Genomic DNA, 23,014 nt, shown 5'->3' on the forward strand with positions numbered 1-23,014 from the left:
CGCGCGGCAGGCCCGTCGCCGAAAGGCTCCGGGCCGACATAATTCCATCGACATTCCCGACGTTTCTTGCAGGCGCCGGTCCGTACCGGCAGGTTGACAGAAAGCGCGCAGGCGCCGTCTCTTCGACGCCGGCCGTATCCGGGAGGGAAGCCGTTTCATGCTGCGCATGTTCGTACCGCTGCTTGCGATGCTCGCCGGCCTGTTCCAGCCTCCCGCCGCGGCCGTGGCCCAGACCCCGTCTTCCGGCTGCCGGATGCCCTCGGCCGACGTTCCGCCGTTTCGGATCCTGACCGACGCGCCGACGAGCGGCGCACCGCTGACGGTGGCGTGGTCCGACCCCTTCGATGCGGCTTCCGAATGCCCAGGCGCCCGCTATCTGGTGCTGGCCATGCCGCGCGAGGTGCGGTTCTCGGGCAGCGGCTTCATGGCGCTCGAACCGGGGGCGCCGGCGCCTTTCGGCCTGGGTTTCGCCGCCGACCGGATGCGGGTCTTCATCCCGCTGCACGATGCCGACCATCAGGCGGGACAGCTCGAGATCCTGCCCTACGTGACGGGCGGGTTCACGCTCGACTGGGCGATCGCCTACGTCCCCGTGTTCCTGAAATGGGCGGGCGAGCCGGCGGTGGCCGCCGGCGAGCCGCTGGCGCTGGAGCTTGCGGCGGGGCGCCCGCGCGTGGTCGTCCAGGACCCCTTCGACGTGGAGGAGCCGACCGAGACCATCCTGTCCAACGACGGCCGCTTCCTGCTCGAGGTCCGTGCGCAGTCCTTCCGCGTGCTGAACGCGCAGACCGGAGCGCTCGTCTATGCCGGGCCGGGCTTCGAACCCAACTTCTCGCCCGGTTCGCGCTACGTGCACGCGGTCGGTCCGACGATCGAGGTGGAGGACGGCTACTCGCATCTGCGCAGCGACCTCGTCGTCGTCGACCTCTATGCCGAGCGTCCGGTGCTCGAACTCGACGGCGGCGGCGGATCGCGAAGCGGTTTCCTGCATGCGCTGCACTGGGCCTGGAACGACAGCCTGCTGTTCGTCGGCAACGTCGGCGCCGGAGCGGTGACGTTCCGGCAGATGCTGCATGACGATCGGGAACCCTTCGCCAACGCGCATGGCTGCGGCGGCTGCACCTTCGAGAACGGCGGCGTCGTCGAACTGCGCGCCGCCGACGGCGTCCTGAAGCTCGGGCACGGGCCGACCGGCGATACCTACGACGTCGTCGATCTGGTCGACCCGGCGCGCAGCCTGCGCTTCGACTATGATGCCGACGGCCCGCCCGCCGTGCCGGGCTTCGGCCTGGAGGGGCCGGGTCTGTCCGAAATTCCCGATCTCGCGTCGCCCGACGCGCGCAGCTGGGTGCTCTACAACCCCGAAGGCGACGATCCGCGCGAGGCGGTCGCGACCCACCGCGTGCAGCGGCGCGCGGATGCGGGCGGGGCTCCGGCGCCGAGCCTCGACGGCGGCGGTCTCACCCGCGGCGCCAAGGCGCTGGCGACGACGGTCGCGATCGGCGCGCAACGCCGCGCCCTGGTGCGTCTCGCCGAGTTCGGCGTGGTGCTGCGCCCCGCCCCGCGGCTGGTGCCGCCGCTGACCGACGAGCAGTACGATGCGCTGGACCTGCCGGAGGACGATCCGTCCTGGGACGAGCTGGATTATTACGACGAGGACGGCGAGCCGATCATGGAGAACCTGCGCGCGCTCGCCGGCCGTCCCCAGAACTGCTGGGCGGCGATGCCGGCGATGGTGGCGCGGCGGCTGACGCTCGACGAGGCGCGCACGCTCTGCGCCCGCGAGGCGACCGCGCTGCTGGAGGAGCGTTTCGACAGTTGCATCGACACCGAAGCCTACGTCTGGACGCTGCCTGCGGCAGGCGGCGTGTCGATCGTCCACCAGCGCGTCTGCCGCATGGGCTCCTCGTCGGCCGCCTACGGGCTGGTGACGTTCCTGCGCCACGACCGCGACGGCCAGCGCGCCGAACTCCTGTCGGGGCACCCCTACCTGTTCCTTTCCGACAATGCTTTCGGCGAGGAGGAGGGCGATGCCGAACCGGCTCTGAAAGGACGACTGCCGCTCTTCGCCGAAGCACCGCTCGTCGTGCAGCCGCTGTCGCCCGGCCTGCTGGCGATCGCGGGCCGCGACCGGCGGATCCTCGTCGTCGATGCCGTGACGATGGACGTGGTCGCCACCATCCACTCGCCCTCGTCGGCAGAGGACATCGACCTCATCGGCCTGCTCGACGACGGCGCGCACGTGCTGCAGCTGGACCGGGACGGACGCTTCTACGTCCATGCGCTCGCCGACGGCACGCAGACGCTGTCGGGGCTCTACGTCGACGACGAGCTGGTGGTCATGGACACCGACCTGCGCTACCAGTCGACTCCGGAAGGCGCCCGCTACGTCCAGGTGAAGTTTCCCGGCGATCCGGTGCTCTATTCGCTCCAGAACCTGGCCGCGCCGCTGAAGACCGAGCGCCTGGTCGAGGCCCGTCTCGGGCGGCGGGCCGCCCTCGAGGCGCCGCCGGCGATCGGCCGGCCGCCGCAGGTCGATCTCGTATCGCAGGACGAAGGCCGTGCCCGCCTGCGTCTCCAGGCTTCGGGCGGCCTGGCGGGACTGGCTGTGTTCCGCGACGGGATGCGGATATCCCGGACGTCGCTCACGGGCGACCGCGCAGAGCTGGAGATCGAGCTGCCGGCGCTGCCCGAGACGCGCTGGTTCGCCGTTCAGGCGACCGATCGGAAGGGCCTGTCGAGCCGGACCATCACGCTGCCCCGGCCGGCCGCTCCGGCGCGTCCCGTGGCGGCGGCCGTGGACGGACCGGCTGCCGGCCGCCTCTTCGTGCTGGCGGTCGGCACCGACCGTTTCGACGATCCGGGCATCTCGCCGCTCCGCTTCGCCGTTGCCGACGCGCAGGCCTTCGCGGCGGCCTTTGCCGAACCCGGGCGCTACGGCGACGTCGCGACGGAGGTGCTGGCCGACGAACCCGACCTGGCGACCGCGCTCGCCGCGCGGCTCGACGCCATCGCCGCGCGCATGAGGCCCGAGGACACGCTGTTCCTGCACGTCGCCGGCCACGGCCTGACCGACGCCAACGGCCGGCTGCACCTCGCGCATCGCCGGACGCGTCTCGCCGACCTGTCGTCGACGGCGATCGCCTTCGACGCGCTCGCCGGCCGGCTGGCGGCGCTGCCCGGCCGGGTGATGGTGTTCCTCGACGCCTGCCACTCGGGCGCGGCGGGTGCGCCGAGCAACGACGACGCGGTCGATGCGCTGCTGCGTAAGGACCGGCCGATCGGCGTGCTCGCCGCCTCGAAGGGCCGCCAGTTCAGCTACGAGAGCGCCGGCCTTCGCGGCGGCGCCTTCACCGGCGCCGTGGTCGCCGCCCTCCGCAGCCCCAACACCGACCTCGACGGCAACGGCGTCGTCGAACTGGACGAGCTCTACGCGCAGGTGAAGGCCGAGGTGGTGCGGGCCACCGACGCCAAGCAGACGCCGTGGATCGCCCAGTCGGGCTTCGTGGGGCCTGTGCCGCTGTATTGAGGGGGGGCGGGCGACTTGTTGGAGCGGCGTTCCGCGGCTATATATCCGGATAGACAGGAGGCCGATCATGGGCAAGGCTTCTCAGAAGCGGGCGATCCAGAATTACCGCGCCGCCTCGCGCAGCGCGGGGTGCGCCGGTTCGAAGTGACGGCGCTCGACGGTGACCGCGACCTGATCCGCTCCCTGGCGCGACACCTGACCGAGGATGGACCGGAAGCCGACGAGGCGCGCAGGGCGGTGAAGGCCCTGGTGTCCGGCGAGCCGCCCCGACCAGGCGGCATCCTCGCGGCGCTGCGCCGCTCGCCGCTCGTCGGCGCCGACCTCGACCTGACGCGCGCGCGCGAGGAGGGACGCGAGGTCGATCTTTGACGCGCTATCTGCCGGACACCAACATCATCAGCAACGTGGTCAAGCCGCAACCGTCACCCTTCCTTCTCGAATGGATGGCCGCGCGGCAGGACGCCGACCTCTTCATCGCCTCGCTGACGGTGGCCGAGATCAGACGCGGCATACTCGACCTGCCGCACGGGCGCAGGAGGGACGCGCTCGATGCCTGGTTCTCCGGCCCGGACGGTCCGCAGGCGCTGTTTTCGGGACGCATCCTCTCCTTCGACGAGGGGGCCGCCCTGGCGTGGGCAGGCCTCATGGCCGAAGGAAGGGCCAGCGGACGCCCGCGCAGCGCACTCGACATGGTTCTGGCCGCGACCGCGCAGGCGAACGGGTGCCTGATGGTGACGGACAACGAGCGGGACTTCGCGGGCCTTCCGATCGTCAATCCGCTTCGCCCGGAGGGGTGAGGCGGGCGACGGAACGAGGTGCGCCGGCACCCCGTCGCGCTCTGTCATCGGGTCGTAACACGGCATGACTAGGCGGGGCCGGAGTTTCCCGGTTCCAAGGAGCATGCGATGAAGACGATCCTGAAGGCTTTCGTGGCGGGCGTGGCCCTGCTGGGCGCGGCGACGGGCGCGTCGGCGGTCGAGGGCAGCCTGACCCTCTACACCAGCCAGCCGAACAACGATGCCCAGCAGACGGTCGACGCCTTCATGGCCAAGCACCCCGGCGTGACGGTGACCTTCGTGCGCGACGGCACGACGAAGCTGATGGCCCGCCTGCAGGCCGAACTCGATGCCGGCGCCTCGCCGGCCGACCTGCTTCTGATCGCCGACAGCGTGACCATGGAGGACATGGCGAAGGCCGGCCGGCTGATGGCCTATCCGGACGCCGACGTCGCGGCCTACGATCCGACGATCCAGGATCCGGAGCGGATGTGGTTCCCCACCAAGCTGATCACCACCGGCATCGTCTACAACACCGCCGCGCCGATGAAGCCCACGTCGTGGAACGATCTCCTGAAGGAGGAGGCCAGGGGCCAGGTGGCGATGCCGTCGCCGCTGACCTCGGGCGCGGCGCTGATCCACACGCAGGCGCTCGTGGCCAACCTGGCGGAGGGCTGGGACTACTACAAGCAGCTGGCCGAGAACGGCGCGCAGGCGTCGGGCGGCAATGGCGGCGTGCTGCAGGCCGTCGCGGGCGGCGAGAAGCTCTACGGCATGATCGTCGAGTTCATGCCGATCCGCGAGAAGGCGAAAGGCGCGCCGGTGGAATTCGTCTTCCCGACCGAGGGCGTCTCGGCGATTTCCGAGCCGGTCGCGATCATGGCCGGAACGAAGAACGCGGAGGCCGCCAAGGCCTTCGTCGACTTCCTGATCTCGCGCGAGGGCCAGGAGATGGCCGCCGCCCAGGGCTACATGCCCGCCCATCCGGACGTCGCCGTGCCCGCCGGCTTCCCCGCCCGGGCCGACGTGGCGATCCTGCCGCTCGATCCGGCGAAGGCGCTGGAATCGGCCGAGGCCGACAAGGCGACCTTCGCCGGCCTGTTCGGCCAGAACTGACCGCGCCCCGCGACGGCGCGCGACGCGCGTGACGACCCGTCTCTTCGCATCGCGACGCCGTCCGGGGCAGGGCGGCGCGCTCATCTGGTCCGACCGCGAGGGCGGCCCGATGTCCGCCCTCGTCGTCGCGGCCGTGCTGGTCTTCTGCCTCCTGCCGGTGGTCCAGCTGGTGCTGGCCGCCGGCAGCGTCCTGGTCTCCGATCCGGCGGCCGCGATCGGCCTGCTCACCGGGGCGCCGGTGATGCGCGCGACGGGAAACAGCCTGATCGTCGCGGCCGGCTCGACGCTGCTGGCGCTGGCGCTGGGCGGGGCCGTCGCGCTGGTGCTGGCGACGATGGCGCTGCCGACCCGGCGCGCGCTGGCCTTTCTGTTCGTGCTCTCGCTGATGGTATCGCCGCAGGTCTCGGCGCTCGCCTTCAAGACGCTGGCCGGTCCCTCTTCGCCGATCCTCGGCGCGCTGGGGCTCGCCCCGCCGCCCGGCACCGCCAACCCGATGCTGGGCTTTGGCGGCATCATCCTGGTGATGGGGCTGCACCACGCGCCGCTCGTCGCCATCGTGCTCGCGTCGGGCCTCGTGCGCGTGCCGATGGCGCTGGTCGAAGCCGCTCGGCTCGATGGCGCCCGACCGCCCGCCATCGTCGCAGAGGTCGTCCTGCCGGTGATCCGGCCGCACGTGCTGTCGGCCGTGCTGCTTGCCTTCGTGGCGGGCGTCGGCAATTTCGGCATTCCGGCGCTGCTCGGACTGCCGGTCGGCGTGACGACTTTGCCCACCATGGTCTACCGGCAACTCGCGAGCTTCGGCCGCGGCGCCATCGACGACGCCGCACTGGTCTCGCTGCTGATCGCGCTGATCGCGGGCGTGGCCGTCCTCGCCTCCACATGGGCGACCACGCGCCGCGGTGTGCGCACCGACATGGAGCGCGGGCTCGAACCCTTCGTCCACCGCCGCGTGGCCACGCTTTGCGCCGCGGTGCTGCTGTGGCTGGTCCTTGCCGCGACGATCCTGCTGCCGCTGGCGTCGCTCGCCGCGAAGTCGCTGGTGCCGGCCTATGGCGTGGCGCTGCGCTGGGACACGCTGACCTTCGCGCAATACACCCGGACGATGTGGGACCAGACGCTGATCCGGCGCGCCTTCGTCAATTCGCTGACCTATGCCGGCGGGGCGGCTCTGCTTCTGGCGGCGCTGTCGCTGCTGGCCGCCTACGCGCTCGACCGGCGGCTGGCCTTCGCGCGCATGGCGATCCTGCCGGTGGTGGAGATGCCCTACGCGCTGCCGGGCGTCGTCGTGGCCATCGCCTGCATCCTGCTCTTCGTCCATCCGCTGCCCGTCGTCGGCCTCTCGATCTACGGCACCGGCTTCATCATCGTCTTCGCCTATCTCGCCTCCTTCCTTGCGGTGGCGCTGAAGCCGGTGCTGGCGGCCGTCTCGTCGCTGGAGCGCGACGTCGAGGAGGCGGCGCTGATCGACGGCGCCGGCCTCGGCAGGCGGCTCGCCACGATCATCCTGCCGATCATGCTTCCGGCGGTGGTGGCGGGCGGCCTGATGGCCTTCCTGCTCGCCTTCAACGAACTCACCATCTCGGCGCTGCTCTGGTCGGCCGGCACGGAGACGCTGGGCGTGGCGCTCCTCAACCTCGAGGATGCCGGGCTCGGCGCCGAAGCCGCGGCCCTCGCCACCGTGGCGACGGCGATCGTCGCCGCGCTCATGCTGGCGCTCGAGGCGATGGGCCGCCGGTTCCCGGACGACGCGCTGCCCTGGCGGCAGCTGTGCGGCGGGGGCCGGTAGGGGAGAGACCGGGGCGGCGGTCCACTGTCGAACCGACACCGCGGCGAGAGCGAGGGCGGTGCGCCCCGTGCGATGCGCCCGTGCCGCGCGTGCCCGACGCGCCGCGGCTGACCGATCATTTTTCCGCTTCGGGGTTGAACGGCGGGGCCGCGCGCACGATCTACCGCCCGCGGACCGGGCCCCTCTGGCGATGGAACTCCATCGTGATGTCGGACCGCATCGAGTTCTCTCGGTGCCGTGCCCGGTTCCTTTTCCAGACAGACGGGCGTGTCGCCGACGCAACCATGCAAGAAGGGTCGTGTCGTGGAAATCCTGCTCGTACTGTTTCTCGGGAAGCCGCTGTGGATGTGGCTGCTCTTCCTCGGTCTCGTCATGGCGCTGCTGGCCTTCGATCTCGGCGTCCTGCACAAGGACGACCACGAGATCGGCGTGGCGGAGAGCCTGCGGCTCTCGGCGATGTACATCGTGCTCGGGCTGTCGTTCTCGGCCTTCATCTGGTGGCAGATGGATGCGACGGCGACGGCGCAGTATCTCACCGCCTTCGTGGTCGAGAAGACGCTGGCGATGGACAACATCTTCGTGATCGCGCTGATCTTCAGCTTCTTCGCCATCCCGCGCGAATACCAGCACCGGGTGCTGTTCTGGGGCATCCTCGGCGTGATCGTGCTGCGCGGCATCATGATCGGCCTCGGCGCCACGATCGTCGACCAGTACCACTGGGTGCTCTATCTCTTCGCCGCCTTCCTGATCTTCACCGGCATCAAGATGCTGTTCGTGGCCGACAAGGAGCACAAGATCGAGGAGAACGGCCTCATCCGCTTCCTGAAGCGGCGACTGCGCGTCACCGAGGATCTGCATGGCCACGACTTCTTCGTGAAGAAGCCGGATCCCGCGACCGGTCGGCTTGTGCGCTACGCGACTCCGCTTTTCCTGGCGCTGATCTTGATCGAGATCGCCGACCTGGTTTTCGCGGTCGATTCGGTGCCGGCCGTCTTCACCATCACCACCGACCCCTACATCGTCTACACCTCCAACATCTTCGCCATCCTCGGCCTGCGCGCGCTCTACTTCGCGCTGGCGGCGATCCTGCATCGCTTCGCCTACCTGAAATATGCGCTGTCGGTGCTGCTGGTCTTCATCGGCTCCAAGATCTTCGTCGCCGACCTGATGGGCTGGGAGAAGTTCCCGCCGGAATGGTCGCTCGGCATCACCTTCGCGATCCTCGGCGCCGGCGTCGCCTTCTCCCTGTGGAAGACCGGCGCAGCGATGCCGGTCGAAGCGCAGCCGGAGCCGGCCGCGCCCGTTCATGGCCACGGCAAGGTCCTGACCGCGGCCGAAGAGGGCCGTGGCCGGCCCTGACCGGCCGAGCTCCGGCGGCCCGCCGGGGTCCGAAGCATTAGACGGCGGAGGCGGAGCCTCGTGACGGTGCGCGACGGGGTCGAGGGAGTGAAGGCGCCGGATCGCTGGTCGGCCGATGACGCCCGAGCGCGCGTGCCGGCATTCGTCGGCAGGACCTTCCTGTGGCCGGGTACAGTCCGGCTGCACCGCGCCGCGCTCGGTCCCGACGTCGTGCGGACACCGGCGAACGTCTTCCTTTCGCCCGTCCTCGTGCTCGTCCGGCTGACGGGATGGACATGTGCGGCCCTGCGGTTCGAACGGGCGGCCGGCTGGCTCAGGAGCCGCCGCATCCTGCTCCGGACAGACGTCTCGGCCCGGCTCGAGACGGCGATCCTGCAGAACCTGCTGGGCATCGGAACGTCGCAGCACGCCGTCGACATACGGAGGCATGGCCTCGCACCGGCGATCCTCGCGGCGCCGGAACTCGCCGCGACCTTCGATGGCCTGCCGGAACCGCAGGAGGCCCGGTTGCGCGCCGACCGCATCGCCGAAGCGATCGCGGAGTACAGCGGGACCCGTTCGGCTGTCGCGGAACTGACGACGGCCCTGCTCACGCTGATCGCCGGCGCGGCGCTGTTCCATGCGCTGACGCCCGGCATGATCTCGATCGCGCCCGGCGTCGCGGAGGCGCTGGCGCGCAGCACCGCCGTCGCCGCCTTCCCGCTCGGCGAGATGCTCGGCGGCCTGTGGTACGGCGTCTTCCCAGCCAGGACGGACCCCTGGCTGGTCGCGGCAAGCCTGGCCTGCCTGATGTCGCTCGGGGCCCTGGTCACCACCTTCGCCGGCCTGCTGGCCGATCCGCTCCAGGCCCTGCTCGGCATTCATCGCCGCCGCCTGCTGCGCCTGATCGACACCGTGGAGGCGGAACTGTGCGGTGCGGGTGGCAGGCCTTTCGTCGCCCGGGAGCACTTCATGGCGCGCGTCTTCGACCTGTGGGATGCCGCCCTGTCGCTGGTGAAGGCGCTCAAGGGCTGACTCCGTCACGGCCCGGCTCCGGCAGGTCTTCCGCCGCACGCCGGACGTTGCCCGCCGGGCGCGGATCGCCTAAGAGCAGGCGCGAGGGCGCCGGCCGGAACGGCCGGCGGAGAGGGACTGGTCCGTCCGCGACACGGCCGGGACGCGCCCGCCCGCCGCCTCGTCCTGCGGACGTCGCGGCGTTGCCCCGACGAACACGGACGGAGACCGTCGATGAAGTCCATGGAACTGCTCGTCGAGCGGCTGATCCTCTCGGCCCGCTGGATCCTCGTCGTCTTCTACGTGGGGCTGGCGGTGGCGCTCGGCATCTATGCCGTGTCGTTCCTCTACAAGCTCTCGAAGGTGGCATTGGAGGTCTTCGTCCTCGACGAGGCGGAGATGATCCTCGCGATGCTCGGACTGATCGATGCGGCGCTGGTGGCGAGCCTGATCGTCATGGTCATGATCTCGGGCTACGAAAACTTCGTCAGCCGTTTCGACGGCGCCGAGAACGGGGAGATCTCGTGGCTGGGCAAGCTGGACGCGGGCAGCCTCAAGATCAAGGTGGCCTCCTCGATCGTCGCGATCTCCTCGATCCACCTGCTCCAGATATTCCTCAACACCCAGCAGTACACGACGGCGCAGCTGATGTGGGCGACCCTGATGCACCTCGCCTTCGTGGCGTCCGCCCTGCTGCTCGGGTTCCTCGAGCAGATCATGAACAGGCTGAAGGGCTGAGCGCGAGGAGAGCGGCGGCAGTGCCGCCGTCGCCCTGCCGTCCGGCGTCGGCCGTCCGCGCCCGCCCTCTGCAGAGCGCAACGCCGTCGCAGGAGACCGACCCGCCGTGCCACGCCTGACCTCCGATTTCTTCGTCTCGGCGCTGACGCGCCGTGTGTTCAATGCCGGCGGGTTCGCGGCGGTGATGCGCAAGGGCGCGGCGGAGGCGGGGGCGGTGTTCCTGGTGTTTCGCGGGCGCGACGGGACGTCCCGGCTGGTCGGGCCGGCGCCGCAGACGGACTACGCAGAGGAGGGCGGCTCGGGCAGGCGATTCTCGGTCGTGGCCGAAGGCCTCGACGACGAGGCGCTGGCGGGGCGCATCGAGCGCGAGGCGCGGTTCGACGGCGACGTCTGGTTCGTGGAACTGGACACCGCGACGCCGGCGGGGGAACTGGTGGAGCTGGTGGCGGACTGAGCGCGGCCCCTGGGCCGGGGCCGAGCAACCGTGCCCGGAACAGACGCGATGCATGCCCCGGCGCGCACCTGGAGAACTCCCGGCACGACGATCCCGTCCCTGCGCTTGCCCTGATCCTCCCGCCGCTGCGCGGCGGCAGGCAGCACCCTCACCGTCACGATTCGCCTGCCGTTCTTCGGACCCCCTGCCCGGGGAAGAGGGTGGGCGCGGAGATCGCGGACGGGCCTAGGATGCCCGGACGTCGCCGCGGGGCGGCAGCGGGTGGACGGAGGCCTGGCCGCCGGCGCGGACCGGAGTGGAGCGGGGCGACAGACGGTCGGTGCGCCAGGCGAGCACGATGCCGGTGGCCGCAGCCGCCGGGAAGGCGCGGTAGCGTTCGAGGAAGAGGCGGATCGCGCTGGTGCGCGAGAAGCGTTCCGGGCAGGCCGCGCAGACGAGCAGGAAGGCCTCCTCCTCCGACAGGTCGATGTGGCGGAAGGCGGCGATCAGGTCGTCATAGCTGCGCGAGGCGGCGATCGACCGCGCCGTTTCGGCGCCGATGCCGAGTGCCTGCGCCAGAGCGTCGCGAAAGGCCAGCGCGCTGCCCGAGAGCAGCGTCGCCTTCAGCCGCTGGTAGTCGTCCTCGTGCGCCAGCCTCTCGGCGGAGCGGGGCGTCGACGTCCGGCGCGGCCGCTGGCCGGCCATGATCGCGCGCAGCTCGCGTCGCACCGCCTCCGCCGCGTCGCGGACGGCCTCCGGCAGCAGGCTCGCGGCCGAACCCGGAGCGGATCCGGTCCCCGCCTGATCGAGCAGGCCAAGGACAGGGGATTCCCCGGCGGAGGCTGCGACGGACGCCGCGGGCGCTGCCGCGGCGGCGGGCATCGCGGGAGGGGCGGCCGGAGTTGCGGGACGGGCGACGGTGGCGGCCGGGGCGGCCTGCCCCCGGGCGGCAGCCGGGGCCGCGGGCACCGCGGCGGGGGGCATGGCCGGGCGGGCGGGACGCACGGCGGCAGGCGTGCCGGGTGCCGCGGGGGAGGGGGGTGCGACGGATTCGTTGCGTGCGGCCTCGTCCTGCCCGGCGGCGCGCACCAGCGCATGGACCAGAGCGGCGATCGCCGGATGCAGGTCGCCGCGGCGGGCGATCACGCGGGCATGCGCGGCGCCCCTGGTCCCGATGATCCGCACGAGATCGGCATTGGACAGGAGCGGCGACCGGATCAGGAGCGGCGCGCAGATCTCCACCGGCTCCTCGCACAGGCGATGGACGAGATCGGCGGGCGCGTGGCGCGAGTCCGACAGGACCGCGCAGGCGAAGCGGCGCGCTTCGATGGAGGTGCGGTCGATGAGCGGCAAAGTGAGCTGGGCGAGCTGCGCGATCTCGCGCCGCGACGGCCGCGTGAGCGACGTGAAGGCCGAAACCGCGGCGCGGAACAGCCGGTCCGACTTGCCGCTCTCGGTGCGAATCGCGATCTCCCGGAAAACCGATGACACAGCTACGCCTGACGCCTGACACGAACGCTGCGCCGGCCGTCGGGCAAGGCGGCATGCCGCCCCATCCCCTCCGGCGCTTCCAACCGACAGCATTAGCGGCAATGTGTTAGCGAGCTGTTAACCCTGTGGGCGGCAGTGTGACGGCGCATCGTTCGTAAGCGTACCCGCGTTCATCGACCAGGGATCGCCGGAGCCATGACCAACATCCTGACCTTCATGCCGGCCAGCGCGTCATCGCGCGGCACGCGCCCGCGGCCGCAGGGACCGGCCGCCATCGTCATCTTCCCGGGCGTTCGCTACGAGCGCGTGGCGCCGCTGCCACCCGCGCGCGGCGCGCGGCAGGACGGCCGTGCGGCAGCACGCAAGGGGACGGGCGAGCCGGGCTGAACGCGCCTCGTCGGCGAAACGGTCAGTCCTCGTCCTCGTCGTCGGTGCGGGTGCGCTTCAGCGAGGTGAGCTTGGCGAAGACGGCGCTCGCGTCGAGTTCCTTCTCGCCCTCCGGCTCGGCGGGCCGCCGCACCTCGAGCGTCTCGGTCATCGAGGCAGGCAGCAGCGTGTCGCCCGCCGGCGCCTGCGGCGGAAGCCCGCGCGAGGCGCGCTGCACTTCGAGGTCGAGGTCGATCTGCGAGCAGAGGCCGAGCGTCACCGGATCCATCGGCGCGAGGTTGGCCGAGTTCCAGTGCTTGCGCTCGCGGATCTGCTCGATGGTCGACTTGGTGGTGCCGACGAGGCGCGAGATCTGCGCGTCCTTCAGTTCGGGATGGTTGCGGACCAGCCACAGAATGGCGTTCGGCCGGTCTTGGCGCTTCGACAGCGGCGTGTAGCGCGGGCCCTTCCGCTTCGATTCGGGGATGCGGACCTTCGGCTCCGACAGCCGCGGCCGGTAGTTCGGATCGGCCTCCGCCTTGGCGATCTCCTCGCGCGTCAGCTGTCCGGTCATCACCGGATCCTGACCCTTGATGCCCTGCGCGGACTCGCCGTCGGCGATGGCCCGAACCTCCAGCGGATGGAGGTGGCAGAAGAAGGCGATCTGGTCGAAGGACATGGCTGTGTTGTCGACGAGCCAGACGGCGGTCGCCTTGGGCATCAAGAGCTGGTTGGCCATGATGAAGATACTCCTCTTCGTTCGCCCGCGTCCCTGCGCGGGCGGTGGGACTAAGCCACCGATAATGGGAAATCGCGCCGTCTATACAGCGTCCTGTGCCGTTTCGCAACGAAAGACGGTTTATCGTCCGTCACACTGCTTCACAGGCGATCGATCCGAGGAACTTCTCCACCACCGTCTCGAAGGTGGGATCGGGCCGGAAAGCGCGCACCACGACGATCCCCTGCGGATTGTCCACCTCCACGAAGATCGAGCGCGCCAGCGCTTCGGGAAGCTCGCGGCGCAGTTCCGTCAGCTGCGCGGAGGTGGCGATGGCCAGATCGAGACGTCCGCCCGCCGCCGTCCGGTCGTTGAAGGAGTAGAGATTGTAGCCGCGCCGGTCGTAGACCGACACCGACCAGAACGGGGCGCCGGCGCCGGCGGTGACATGCAGGACGCCGTGCTGGTGCAGGTCGAAGCGGCAGCCTCCGCCGAGGAAGAACGGATCGGCGAGCGGCACCGGGGAGCCCTCGACGGGCGATTCCAGCCGGACGGGCTGGCGCAGGTCGCCCTGCGTGGCCAGCCGCGCCCAGGCGTCGCGCCCTGACAGCACCGGCAGCAGGAGGAGGATGGCGATGTGGACGATGGCCGCCCCGACGACGCCGAGGATCAGGATGTGGAAGGCCCGCGTCATTCGCAGCCGGTCCGGTAGATCAGGGGCAGTTCAACCTCCGCGGCATCCGGATTACCGAGCGCGGGTGCATCGTAAAGCGTGAGCACGAGGTTCATCGTGCCGTCGCCGCCGGTGGCGAGCCAGTTGCCCGGATGCGGAGCGGGGCTCGCCACGATCTCGAAGGTATTGTCGGCCCGCCGCAGGACCTGCATCGAATGAAGCCCCGGCCACCGCAGCTTCCGGGCCGGCAGCGGCCCGGCTTCCGCATCCGACGGATAGAGCGTCCAGAACCGCGCCGCGGGAAGCCTGCCCTCGATCCGGTAGCTGCAGGCGCGCCGCAGCGGCTCTCCCGCCGAATCGGCGGAGGCCACGAAGGCGAGGCCCTCGGCCTTGCCGAGCGGCAGCTCCGCATTGCGCGAGAAGCGGGCCTTGGAATAGGGATCCGCATCCGGCGTGCCCCGGCTCGGGAAGGCGGTCCATGGACCGACCGCCAGCCCGTCGAAGCCGGCCAGCCGGTCGAGCGCGACATGCACCGAGGCGGCGCCGCCACCGATCGCCAGAAGGAAGACGAGGCCGACGGAGGCGACGAACCGAATCATCGGTCGGACCATCCGGCGGGCGTGCTGCGCATCGACGGGCCGCCGGTCAAAGCGAGGAGAGGGTTTCGCCGCCGCCGGCCGCCGACAGTTTCGGCGAATCGCGGAAGAGGTCCGACATGGAGCGCAGCAGCGCGGCGGTCCGCTCCGACAGGACGGGCGGACGCTCGCCGGCCTCGTCTGCATCGGGCGTCGCGGCCGCGACGACGGGAGCCTCGGTCTGGTTTCCCTTCTCGTCGAGGAACGGCTTCTCGATGTAGGGGATGGGCTTCAGCTCGACGTTCTGGTGGGCATAGGTCATCAGCCGCTGCCAGGTCTTGGCCGGCAGCGAGCCGCCGGTCATGTTGCGGGTGGGCGTGAACTCGTCGTTTCCGAGCCAGACGGCGGCGGTGTAGTTGCCCGTGAAACCGACGTACCAGGCATCCTTGTAGGCCTGGGTCGTGCCGGTCTTGCCGGCGCTGCGGATGCCCTGGAGCGCGGCGCGGCGGGCCGTGCCGATCTCGGGAATCTGGACGAGGATCTCGTTCATGGACCGCACCGCCTGCTCCGACAGCACGCGCCTGGGCGGCGGCGCGTCGCGGCGCCAGTCCCACACGACCTCGCCGGAATGGGTGGCGAGCTGCACGATGCCGTGCCGCGTGCCGGCAAAGCCGCCATTGGCGAAGACGGCATAGCCCGTCGCCTGGTCCATGACGGTCATGCCCGAGGTGCCCAGCACCATCGTCTTGTCGGAGAAGACCGGGCTTTCCACCCCCATCTCCTCGGCGAGCTTCTTGATCGGCGGGATCGTCAGGTGCTCCTTGGCGAGCCGGACCGGCACCGTGTTGATCGACTTGATCAACGCGGTCGAGAGCGTCATGCGGCCGGAATAGCCGCGCGTGTAGTTCTTGGGCGACCAGGCACCCCAGGTGATGGGCGCGTCGGAGATGACGCTGTCGGGCGTGAACCCCTTTTCCATCGCGGCGGCATAGACGTAGGGCTTGAAGGAGGAGCCGGTCTGGCGCTGCGCCGAGGTGGCGCGGTTGAACTGCGACAGCCCGTAGTCGCGCCCGCCCACCAGCGCCCGCACCGATCCGTCGTGGTCGAGGACGACGATGGCGCCCTGCCTGACGCCGTATTCCTTGCCGTGCTGGCGCAGGTGGAATTCGAGCGCCTCCTCCGCCGCCGCCTGGATGCCGAGATCGAGCGTCGTGCGCGCGACGAGCGAGTGGCCGGGCATGCGCTGGGCGATGCGCTTGACCTCCTCGAAGGCCCAGTCGAGGAAATAGTCGGGATTCTTGGCGCCGTCGCGGTCCACCACGGCGGCCGGCTGCCGGCGTGCGGCCAGGACCTGCCCCTCGGTGAGGAAGCCGGCTTCCACCATGTTGGTCAGCACCTGGTTGGCGCGGGCGCGCGCCGCCGGCAGATCGATGTGCGGCGCGTAGCGGGCCGGTGCCTTGAACAGGCCCGCGAGCATGGCCGCCTCCGCCAGCGTCACGTCCTTGATGCCCTTGCCGAAGTAGAAGTCGGTCGCGGCCGTGATGCCGAAGGTGCCGCCGCCCATGTAGGCGCGGTCGAGATAGAGCTGCAGGATCTCCTTCTTGGAGAGGTTCATCTCCAGCCAGACCGCCAGGAACGCCTCCTTGACCTTGCGCTCCAGCGTGCGCTCGTTGGTCAGGAACAGGTTCTTGGCCAGCTGCTGGGTGATGGTGGACCCGCCCTGCACGACGGAATTCGCCCGCACGTTCTCGGTCATGGCGCGCGCGAGGCCGAGGAAGTCGATGCCCCAGTGCGCGAAGAAGCGCCGGTCCTCGGTGGCCAGCACCGCCTTGACCACCACGTCGGGCATCTCGTCCACCGGCACGGAGTCGCGCTGGATCAGCCCGCGCTGGCCGATCTCGGCGCCGTTGCGGTCGAGGAAGGTGACGGCGAAATCGGCCTGGGCGCGCCAGTTGCCGGCCGTCTCCTCGAAGGCCGGGATGGCGAGCGCCAGCAGCACCACCGAGCCGGCGGCTCCGAGCGTCAGCCCTTCCGAGGCCACTTCCACCACCGCCCGCTGCAGGCCGTAGACGCGGAAGCGCCGGAAGAACACGGTGATGCGCTCCCAGCGGTCGCGCAGGAAGAAGCCGGCGTCATAGAGGGTGGAATCGAGCCAGGCGTCGATCTCGAGCAGCCTGGCGGCACGCGGCGTCCGCGGATCTTTCGGTTCGAACGGGTTTTCCATGGCCTGTGGCGGTTCGACGTCCCTGGAAACGGGTTCTGTGCCGGGATGCGGGCGGATTTCGGGCGGCCGCCATTCATGCACCGGACGGCAGGACGGGGCAAGAGGGGGGATGGAACGTCAGACTACAACGCCGGATCAACGAGACGCCGGACTGGTCCGGCCGGGGCGTTCGTCTCAGGAAAGCTGGACGCGCACGTTCACTTTACCACGATGCTCCTCGAGGGAGACGCGATGGACTGTCCGCCGCCGCTGTCGCGCCAGCCGCTCCGCGGCCTTCTCGATGCGGGTCCGGGCGGCAGCGATCAGCAGGCCGCTGCGCGGATTGGCGGGTCCGGGCGCCACGTCCTTGAACAGGAAGGTGTTCGCGCCGGACGCCATTCCCTCGACCGCGCGCAGCAGCGCCGCGATCAACACCTCGTCTCCGAGCTTGCCGGGATTGAAATCGGAAACGACCACTTCGTCCCGAACGGGAAGCTCGATCCGGACCCAGAATACACCGTCCGAGGGAGACGAGGCCTTTACGGCGTAGTCGTCGCTGCGGACGTCGACTTGCGCGGAGACGTCGTCCCTGTGGACGATCGGGAGCCGGATGATTTCTGCCATGACGCGCTTCCCGACTGATTCCGAAGGCCGACTCAGACACGGTTAACGCGCTCTTAACGATTTATCAACGACCGGCGGCGACGTCGCCCCGCCGTCCGTACAACGGCGCGCGCGGGCGACCGTCGTCCGCGGCGGGGCAATGCAGGCTCAGAGGGCTCGTCGCCGCGCCTTCGTCATCCCCGCTCGGGGCGTTCGTCGGGAAACCGGGCGTGGTGACGCTCCGCCGAGCGATCGTTCTCCACGGGACGGGCGCGATTGAACCGGTCGAGATAGGACTGGTCGGGCAGCGACCTCAGGAAGGCGACGGTTTCGATCGTCCGTTCCAGCCGGACGCCCTTCATGGCGACGAGAGTGCCACCTTCGGACAGGGTTTTCGGCCCGCCGCCCGCCGTCCGCTCGGGAAAGGGAAAGAGTATGGCCATCGTGGCGCCTCGTTGCGCCCCGAGCTTCTCAGGCCATGGTTAACGAAGGGTTCACGCGGCACTTCGGCACCGGCGCAGGTCCGGCCGGCGGGGGCCTCTCGCCCGGCCCCCGCGGCCTGCACCGCCCCTGCATCCACCTCCCGTTGCAATCTGCTCCCATGGCGGCGCTTCGGGAGGATCATGAGCCAGCTGCGCGTCCAGACGCGTGACGCGTGAGCGTGAGACGGTGGCGGTGATGGACGCGATGAGGAGGGCGCGGGGGTGAACCCCTGCCGCGTCAGGCTTCCGCCCGCGGCGTCGGCATGGGAACTCCGGGGCGGCCGCGGGCATTATGCGATGGATCGGGACCGGCGCGCCGGTTCCGCGTGAACCGATCCCGCATCCCGCACGGAGCAGCCTCATCGCGCCGTCCAAACACATGCCGAACCCCGATGTTCCCGCTACGAAGCCCGATGTTCCCGACACGATGAATACTCGCGACCCGCGCATCTCCACCGGCACCGAAGGTCTGGACGTCGTCCTCGGCGGCGGCCTGACGCCTGCCAGGGTCTATCTCGTCGAAGGCACGCCCGGCTCGGGCAAGACCACGCTGGCGCTGCAGTTCCTGTTCGAGGGCGCGGCGCGCGGCGAGCGGTGCCTGTATATCACCCTGTCGGAAACCCGCGACGAACTGTCGGCGATCGCCCTGTCGCATGGCTGGAACCTCGACAGCATCGAGCTGTTCGAGCTTTCGGCGGTGCAGGACATTCTGGGCGACGGGCGGGAGCAGACGATCCTGCACCCGTGGGAGGTGGAACTGTCGGCCACCGTCGACCTGATCATGGCGCGGGTGGAGGCCGTGCGGCCGACGCGGCTGGTCTTCGACAGCCTGTCGGAGCTGCGGCTGCTGGCGCAGGATTCGCTGCGCTACCGGCGCCAGGTGCTGGGCCTGAAGCAGTACTTCTCCGGCAAGGCCATCACCGTGCTGCTGGTCGACGACATGACCACGACCGGCGGCGGGCGCGACAACCACCTGCACTCGATCGCCCACGGCGTGGTCACGCTGGAGCGCGACACGCTGGACTTCGGCGCGGCGCGGCGCCGCTGCCAGGTGCAGAAGATGCGCGGCATCCGCTTCTCGGCCGGCTATCACGACATGACCATCGAGACCGGCGAGCTGCGGGTGTATCCGAGCCTGATCGCCGCGCAGCACGGCAAGCCTTTCGCCGGCGAACCGGTCAGCAGCGGCAACGCCGCGCTGGACGGACTGATGGAGGGCGGGCCGCTGCGCGGGACGAGCGTTCTCCTGACCGGCCCTGCCGGCAGCGGCAAGACGACCGTGGCCTTCAGCTACGCGCTCGCCGCCTGCGCCCGCGGCGAGCCGGCGACGGTCTACGAGTTCGACGAGCGCGTCGGCACGCTGATCGCGCGCGCCAGGGCGATGAGCCAGGACCCGCAGCCCTACCTGGAGAACGGGCTGCTGAAGATCGTGCAGGTGGACCCGGCCGACATCACGCCGGGCCATTTCGCCTGGATGGTCCGGCGGGAGGTGCAGGAGCGCGGCGTGCGCGTGATCGTGCTCGACAGCATGAACGGCTACCTGACCTCCATGCCGCAGGAGAAGCAGCTGCTGCTGCAACTGCACGAGCTGCTGTCCTATCTGAGCCAGGAGGGGGTGCTGACGCTGCTGATCAACCCGCAGGCGGGGCTGGTGGGCTCGATGACGAGCAGCCACGTCAACATCTCCTACATCGCCGACGTGGTGGTGCTGTTCCGCTTCTTCGAGGCCAAGGGGCGCATCCGCAAGGCGATGTCGGTCCTGAAGAACCGCGGCGGCGCGCACGAGGACGTCATCCGCGAACTGCTCATCGACCGCGGCGGCATCCGGGTCGGCAACGGGCTGACCGAGTTCAGCGGCGTCCTCACCGGCACGCCGCAATTCGTGGGCGACGAGGACAGGCTGATGGAACACCGGTCGGATGCAGCCGCTGAGTGAGACGGTGCACATCCTGGCGCCATCGGGCAGGGATGCCGAGAACATCCGCGCCACGCTGGCGGCGCACGGGTTGACGGGCCGCCCCATCGCCTCGCTCGCGGCCCTGGCGGAGACGCTGGGCGACGAGACCGGCGCGATCCTGATGACCGAGGATGCCGCCGCGCGCGGCGACTGGGGCGGCCTCGTCACCGCCATCGAGGCGCAGCCTGCCTGGTCGGCCTATCCTTTCATCTTCATCGTCAGCCGGCGGCAGTCGATGTCGGAGCAGATGCAACTGCGGCGCCTCGTGCCGGTCGAGATCGTCAACATGATCACGCTGGAACGGCCGATGAGCTCCCAGAGCCTCGTCAGCGCGGTGCGCTGGGCGCTCAACGGGCGGCGCCGGCAGTACCAGGTGCGCGATCATCTCCTGGAACTGGAGGCGGCCGCGCAGCGCCAGCGCCTGATGACGCGCGAACTCGCCCACCGCGTGAAGAACACGATCGCGGTGCTGCAGTCGATCGCCTCGCAGACGTTGCGCCGCGCCGGCGGGCTGGAAGACGTGGAGCGGCTCCTGGTGGAGCGCTTCGCGGCGCTGGCCCGCGCACACGACCTGCTGCTGTCGACCGACTTCCAGCGCTCCGACTTCCGCCTGCTGCTCGACGCGACGCTCTCCGTCCACATGGTGGAGGAGGGCCGCCTGCGCCTCCACGGACCGGACGTCGACTTCTCGCCGCAGGCGGCGCTGACCTTCGCGCTGGTGGTGCACGAACTGGCGACGAATGCGATGAAATACGGTGCGCTCAGCCGTTCGTCCGGCGCGATCGACATCGTCTGGGCCGTGGAAGGCGATGGCGGCGAGCCGCTGTTCGACTTCCGCTGGGCAGAGATCAACGACCAGCCGCCGCCGCGCGCCGGCAGCGCGGGCTTCGGCACGCGGCTGATCAGGGCGAGCCTCGGGGCGATCGGCGAAGTGTCGAGCACCTATGCGGAGAAGGGGTTGGTGCTGACGTTCTCGGCACCGCTGCGCGCGCTGACGCATGGCGTGGCCGGCTGAAGCGGGCGTTGGAACGCCGAACGCCGACGGACCCGGTTTCCTCCGACCAGCTGTCCCCATAGCCCGCTCATACATGAACTAGGAAAAAAGTCCTTGACGGCGTCACGGTGATCCTGTAGGTATTCGTCATCGTCGAAGAATTGCGCCTGAAGAGCGCCGCCCGGGCTGCAAGGCGGGGTGGTTCGGGCCGCTGTCGGCGGGCAGATATCGGGACATGTCGGGAGAGGTCATGACACGCGGAACGGTGCCGCAGTGGATGGCGGCACGCGCGCTCTGCGAGGGCGCGCCCTTGACGGTGAGCCTGGTGGCAGCGGCGATGGACGTCGATGGCGATGTCGTCCGCGCGCGGGCGGTGGCCGAGAACTGGCAGTGCATCGACGGGAGCCCGTCGCGGGGGAAGGCGCTGCCGGACCAGATCATCGCCGCGAGCGCTGCCGAAGGTGAATGGCAGGAGCGGGCTGCCGCGTCCTCCGGGGCGGAGCCGGCGGCGGGCGCCGCGGAGACGGACCGGGCCGGCGGAGCCCGCGGACATCGCGTCATCCCCCTGCCGGGTCGTGGCCCGGGCGGCGCCGCCGCCGCGACGCCGGCAATGCGAGCCGACGTGCCGGCGCTGCCGCCGCCCGCCACGCAAGACGCAGCCTCGGTGATCGCCGGTGCGAGCGCCTTCGTGATCGGCCAACTGGCGGCGCTGGTCGAACGCGCCGAGCGCAGCGGGGCAGGGCTGGACAAGAAGGAGATCGACGGCCTTTCGGCCTTCGCCGGCATGATCGAACGCTGGGAAGCGCGCGCACGAGAACGCGAGCAGGAAGAAGAGACCACCAGTGACGAAGACCTCGCCCGATACGTCCGCGACGTCAATGAACGCATCGTCGACCTGGCTGCGCTCGAAGCTCGCCGGCTCCTCGCCGCCGGCTTTCGTCCGCAGGACGACGCCTAGGCGTTACCTGGAGAGCTGGGCGGGACAGGCCAGGCACGAGCAATATCCGCTGTGGCGGCTTTCTGCGAATGCGCGCGCCGGCTGGATCGTGATCGGCGGCCGCGGCGCCGGCAAGACGCGGCTCGGCGCCGAATGGGTTCAGGGCGTGGCCCGCGGCCTGTCGCCCTATGCGCTCGAGCGTTACGCGTCGCTGGCCCTGGTGGGCGAGACGCTGACGGACGTGCGCGAGGTGATGATCGAGGGTCCCTCCGGCATCCGCACCATCGCGCGAGAGGACCGGCCGCGCTTCGAGCCGTCGCGGCGGAGGCTGGTCTGGGACCGCTCCGGCGCGGTGGCGCAGATCTTCTCGGCCGAGGATCCCGACAGCCTGCGCGGGCCGCAGTTCGCGGCGGCCTGGTGCGACGAGCTGGCCAAATGGAAGAACATGGACGCGACCTTCGACATGCTGCAGTTCGGCCTGCGTCTCGGACGGCTGCCGCTGCAGCTCGTCACCACCACGCCCCGGCCGGCCAAGCTGGTGCGCCGGCTGATGGCCGACCCGAGCTTCGAACTGACCCGCATGACGACGCGCGACAACGCCCGCAACCTCGCCGCCGGCTTCCTGGCCGCCGTCGAGGCCCGCTACGGCGGCACCGTCCTCGGCCGCCAGGAACTGGAGGGCGAGGTGATCGCCGACCGCCCCGACGCCCTCTGGGTGCGGGCGCAGGTGGAGGCGGCGCTGGCGCCGGAGCTTGCCCGCCGCCCGCTGTCGCGGATCGTCGTGGCGGTGGACCCGCCGGCCGGCTCGCGGCGCAGCTCGGACGCCTGCGGCATCGTGGCCGCGGGAATGGTCGCCCCGGGCGTGGCACTGGTTCTGGCCGATGCCACGGTGCAGGGGCTGACGCCGCAGGGCTGGGCCGCGCGTGCGGTGGCGCTCTACCGCGAACTCGAGGCGGACTGTCTGGTGGCGGAGGTGAACCAGGGCGGAGACATGGTGGCGGCGGTGATCCGCGGCGTCGATGCGACCGTGCCGGTGCGCAGCGTCCGCGCCAGCCGCGGCAAGTGGATGCGCGCCGAACCGGTGGCCGCACTCTACGAGCAGGGGCGCGTTCGCCACGCCGCGCGCTTTCCGGCGCTGGAGGACGAGATGTGCGATTTCGCAGCAGACGGGCTGTCGTCGGGCCGATCGCCCGACCGGCTCGACGCGCTGGTGTGGGCGATCACCGAGCTGATGCTGCACGGCAGCGAGCCTCGCGTGAGAACGCTCTAGCCGAGCCTGCAACCC

20 protein-coding genes and 1 pseudogene are annotated in these 23,014 nt (G+C 70.4%); 14 read left to right on the plus strand and 7 right to left on the minus strand.

Annotated elements, in window-relative coordinates:
- The first annotated feature begins 157 nt into the window (after positions 1-157).
- From IAI54_RS27325 to IAI54_RS27365, 9 genes and pseudogenes are all read left to right on the plus strand, one after another.
- Positions 158-3,529 carry a caspase family protein gene (locus tag IAI54_RS27325; protein ID WP_187970173.1) on the plus strand — a complete coding sequence of 1,124 codons (3,372 nt, stop codon included), beginning with the start codon at positions 158-160 and terminating at the stop codon, positions 3,527-3,529.
- A 67-nt stretch (positions 3,530-3,596) separates the two neighbouring features.
- Positions 3,597-3,898, plus strand: a pseudogene (locus IAI54_RS27330) (hypothetical protein).
- Positions 3,895-4,326: a PIN domain-containing protein gene (locus tag IAI54_RS27335; RefSeq protein WP_187970174.1), complete on the plus strand. Its 432-nt coding sequence runs from the start codon at positions 3,895-3,897 to the stop codon at positions 4,324-4,326. Before IAI54_RS27330 ends, IAI54_RS27335 begins: the two are co-directional and overlap by 4 nt.
- 108 nt (positions 4,327-4,434) lie before the next feature.
- The gene (locus tag IAI54_RS27340; RefSeq protein ID WP_187970175.1) at positions 4,435-5,421 is read left to right on the plus strand and encodes an ABC transporter substrate-binding protein; all 987 of its coding nucleotides are present in this window, start codon (positions 4,435-4,437) and stop codon (positions 5,419-5,421) included.
- Positions 5,422-5,530: 109 nt separating this feature from the next.
- Positions 5,531-7,207, plus strand: a complete 1,677-nt coding sequence (locus tag IAI54_RS27345) for an ABC transporter permease (RefSeq protein ID WP_187970176.1) — start codon at positions 5,531-5,533, stop codon at positions 7,205-7,207.
- A gap of 303 nt (positions 7,208-7,510) precedes the next feature.
- The gene (locus tag IAI54_RS27350) at positions 7,511-8,566 is read left to right on the plus strand and encodes a TerC family protein (RefSeq protein WP_187970177.1); all 1,056 of its coding nucleotides are present in this window, start codon (positions 7,511-7,513) and stop codon (positions 8,564-8,566) included.
- Between the two features lie 60 nt (positions 8,567-8,626).
- Positions 8,627-9,580, plus strand: a complete 954-nt coding sequence (locus IAI54_RS27355) for a DUF6635 family protein (protein ID WP_187970178.1) — start codon at positions 8,627-8,629, stop codon at positions 9,578-9,580.
- Positions 9,581-9,793: 213 nt separating this feature from the next.
- Positions 9,794-10,297, plus strand: coding sequence for a TIGR00645 family protein (locus IAI54_RS27360; RefSeq protein WP_187970179.1), 504 nt, complete (start codon positions 9,794-9,796; stop codon positions 10,295-10,297).
- A 106-nt stretch (positions 10,298-10,403) separates the two neighbouring features.
- Complete coding sequence (locus tag IAI54_RS27365; RefSeq protein WP_187970180.1) at positions 10,404-10,751, plus strand: DUF1491 family protein; 348 nt, start codon at positions 10,404-10,406, stop codon at positions 10,749-10,751.
- Positions 10,752-10,976: 225 nt separating this feature from the next.
- Here IAI54_RS27365 and IAI54_RS27370 read toward each other — a convergent pair whose 3' ends face one another.
- A complete protein-coding gene (locus IAI54_RS27370) occupies positions 10,977-12,221 on the minus strand; it encodes a DUF2336 domain-containing protein (protein ID WP_187970181.1) in 1,245 nt (414 codons plus the stop codon).
- Positions 12,222-12,416: 195 nt separating this feature from the next.
- Between IAI54_RS27370 and IAI54_RS27375 the strand changes: the two genes are divergently transcribed.
- The gene (locus IAI54_RS27375) at positions 12,417-12,608 is read left to right on the plus strand and encodes a hypothetical protein (protein ID WP_187970182.1); all 192 of its coding nucleotides are present in this window, start codon (positions 12,417-12,419) and stop codon (positions 12,606-12,608) included.
- Between the two features lie 22 nt (positions 12,609-12,630).
- Here IAI54_RS27375 and IAI54_RS27380 read toward each other — a convergent pair whose 3' ends face one another.
- From IAI54_RS27380 to IAI54_RS27405, 6 genes are all read right to left on the minus strand, one after another.
- Positions 12,631-13,326 (minus strand): DUF1013 domain-containing protein, encoded by a 696-nt coding sequence (locus tag IAI54_RS27380; RefSeq protein ID WP_187970183.1) that lies wholly within the window; start codon positions 13,324-13,326, stop codon positions 12,631-12,633.
- A 130-nt stretch (positions 13,327-13,456) separates the two neighbouring features.
- The gene (locus IAI54_RS27385; RefSeq protein WP_187970184.1) at positions 13,457-13,999 is read right to left on the minus strand and encodes a DUF1254 domain-containing protein; all 543 of its coding nucleotides are present in this window, start codon (positions 13,997-13,999) and stop codon (positions 13,457-13,459) included.
- The gene (locus IAI54_RS27390; RefSeq protein ID WP_187970185.1) at positions 13,996-14,577 is read right to left on the minus strand and encodes a DUF1214 domain-containing protein; all 582 of its coding nucleotides are present in this window, start codon (positions 14,575-14,577) and stop codon (positions 13,996-13,998) included. The genes IAI54_RS27385 and IAI54_RS27390 overlap by 4 nt, the downstream gene beginning before the upstream one ends.
- 46 nt (positions 14,578-14,623) lie before the next feature.
- Positions 14,624-16,777, minus strand: a complete 2,154-nt coding sequence (locus tag IAI54_RS27395; protein ID WP_187970186.1) for a transglycosylase domain-containing protein — start codon at positions 16,775-16,777, stop codon at positions 14,624-14,626.
- 174 nt (positions 16,778-16,951) lie between these two features.
- Positions 16,952-17,380 carry a hypothetical protein gene (locus IAI54_RS27400; RefSeq protein ID WP_187970187.1) on the minus strand — a complete coding sequence of 143 codons (429 nt, stop codon included), beginning with the start codon at positions 17,378-17,380 and terminating at the stop codon, positions 16,952-16,954.
- Positions 17,381-17,553: 173 nt separating this feature from the next.
- Positions 17,554-17,802, minus strand: coding sequence for a hypothetical protein (locus IAI54_RS27405; RefSeq protein WP_187970188.1), 249 nt, complete (start codon positions 17,800-17,802; stop codon positions 17,554-17,556).
- Between the two features lie 466 nt (positions 17,803-18,268).
- On the opposite strand from IAI54_RS27405, the gene IAI54_RS27410 reads away from it, so the two are divergent.
- The 4 genes from IAI54_RS27410 (at position 18,269) to IAI54_RS27425 (ending at position 22,999) form a co-directional block, all read left to right on the plus strand.
- The gene (locus IAI54_RS27410) at positions 18,269-19,777 is read left to right on the plus strand and encodes an ATPase domain-containing protein (protein WP_187970189.1); all 1,509 of its coding nucleotides are present in this window, start codon (positions 18,269-18,271) and stop codon (positions 19,775-19,777) included.
- Positions 19,761-20,813, plus strand: coding sequence for a sensor histidine kinase (locus IAI54_RS27415; protein WP_187970190.1), 1,053 nt, complete (start codon positions 19,761-19,763; stop codon positions 20,811-20,813). The genes IAI54_RS27410 and IAI54_RS27415 overlap by 17 nt, the downstream gene beginning before the upstream one ends.
- A 289-nt stretch (positions 20,814-21,102) precedes the next feature.
- On the plus strand, positions 21,103-21,750 hold the full coding sequence (locus tag IAI54_RS27420; protein ID WP_187970191.1) for a hypothetical protein: 648 nt from the start codon (positions 21,103-21,105) through the stop codon (positions 21,748-21,750).
- Positions 21,671-22,999 carry a DNA-packaging protein gene (locus tag IAI54_RS27425; RefSeq protein WP_187970192.1) on the plus strand — a complete coding sequence of 443 codons (1,329 nt, stop codon included), beginning with the start codon at positions 21,671-21,673 and terminating at the stop codon, positions 22,997-22,999. Before IAI54_RS27420 ends, IAI54_RS27425 begins: the two co-directional genes overlap by 80 nt.
- Positions 23,000-23,014: the final 15 nt, after the last annotated feature.

The organism is Aquibium microcysteis (assembly GCF_014495845.1).
Lineage (GTDB): Bacteria > Pseudomonadota > Alphaproteobacteria > Rhizobiales > Rhizobiaceae > Aquibium > Aquibium microcysteis.

Bases quoted from the DNA above. Each gene is read 5' to 3' on its own strand.
- IAI54_RS27325 (WP_187970173.1), top strand. From the start codon at position 158: ATGCTGCGCATGTTCGTACCGCTGCTTGCGATGCTCGCCGGCCTGTTC.
- IAI54_RS27340 (WP_187970175.1), top strand. From the start codon at position 4,435: ATGAAGACGATCCTGAAGGCTTTCGTGGCGGGCGTGGCCCTGCTGGGC.
- IAI54_RS27345 (WP_187970176.1), top strand. From the start codon at position 5,531: ATGTCCGCCCTCGTCGTCGCGGCCGTGCTGGTCTTCTGCCTCCTGCCG.
- IAI54_RS27360 (WP_187970179.1), top strand. From the start codon at position 9,794: ATGAAGTCCATGGAACTGCTCGTCGAGCGGCTGATCCTCTCGGCCCGC.
- IAI54_RS27375 (WP_187970182.1), top strand. From the start codon at position 12,417: ATGACCAACATCCTGACCTTCATGCCGGCCAGCGCGTCATCGCGCGGC.
- IAI54_RS27380 (WP_187970183.1), bottom strand. From the start codon at position 13,326: ATGGCCAACCAGCTCTTGATGCCCAAGGCGACCGCCGTCTGGCTCGTC.
- IAI54_RS27385 (WP_187970184.1), bottom strand. From the start codon at position 13,999: ATGACGCGGGCCTTCCACATCCTGATCCTCGGCGTCGTCGGGGCGGCC.
- IAI54_RS27390 (WP_187970185.1), bottom strand. From the start codon at position 14,577: ATGATTCGGTTCGTCGCCTCCGTCGGCCTCGTCTTCCTTCTGGCGATC.
- IAI54_RS27395 (WP_187970186.1), bottom strand. From the start codon at position 16,777: ATGGAAAACCCGTTCGAACCGAAAGATCCGCGGACGCCGCGTGCCGCC.
- IAI54_RS27400 (WP_187970187.1), bottom strand. From the start codon at position 17,380: ATGGCAGAAATCATCCGGCTCCCGATCGTCCACAGGGACGACGTCTCC.
- IAI54_RS27405 (WP_187970188.1), bottom strand. From the start codon at position 17,802: ATGGCCATACTCTTTCCCTTTCCCGAGCGGACGGCGGGCGGCGGGCCG.
- IAI54_RS27410 (WP_187970189.1), top strand. From the start codon at position 18,269: ATGAATACTCGCGACCCGCGCATCTCCACCGGCACCGAAGGTCTGGAC.
- IAI54_RS27415 (WP_187970190.1), top strand. From the start codon at position 19,761: ATGCAGCCGCTGAGTGAGACGGTGCACATCCTGGCGCCATCGGGCAGG.
- IAI54_RS27425 (WP_187970192.1), top strand. From the start codon at position 21,671: ATGAACGCATCGTCGACCTGGCTGCGCTCGAAGCTCGCCGGCTCCTCG.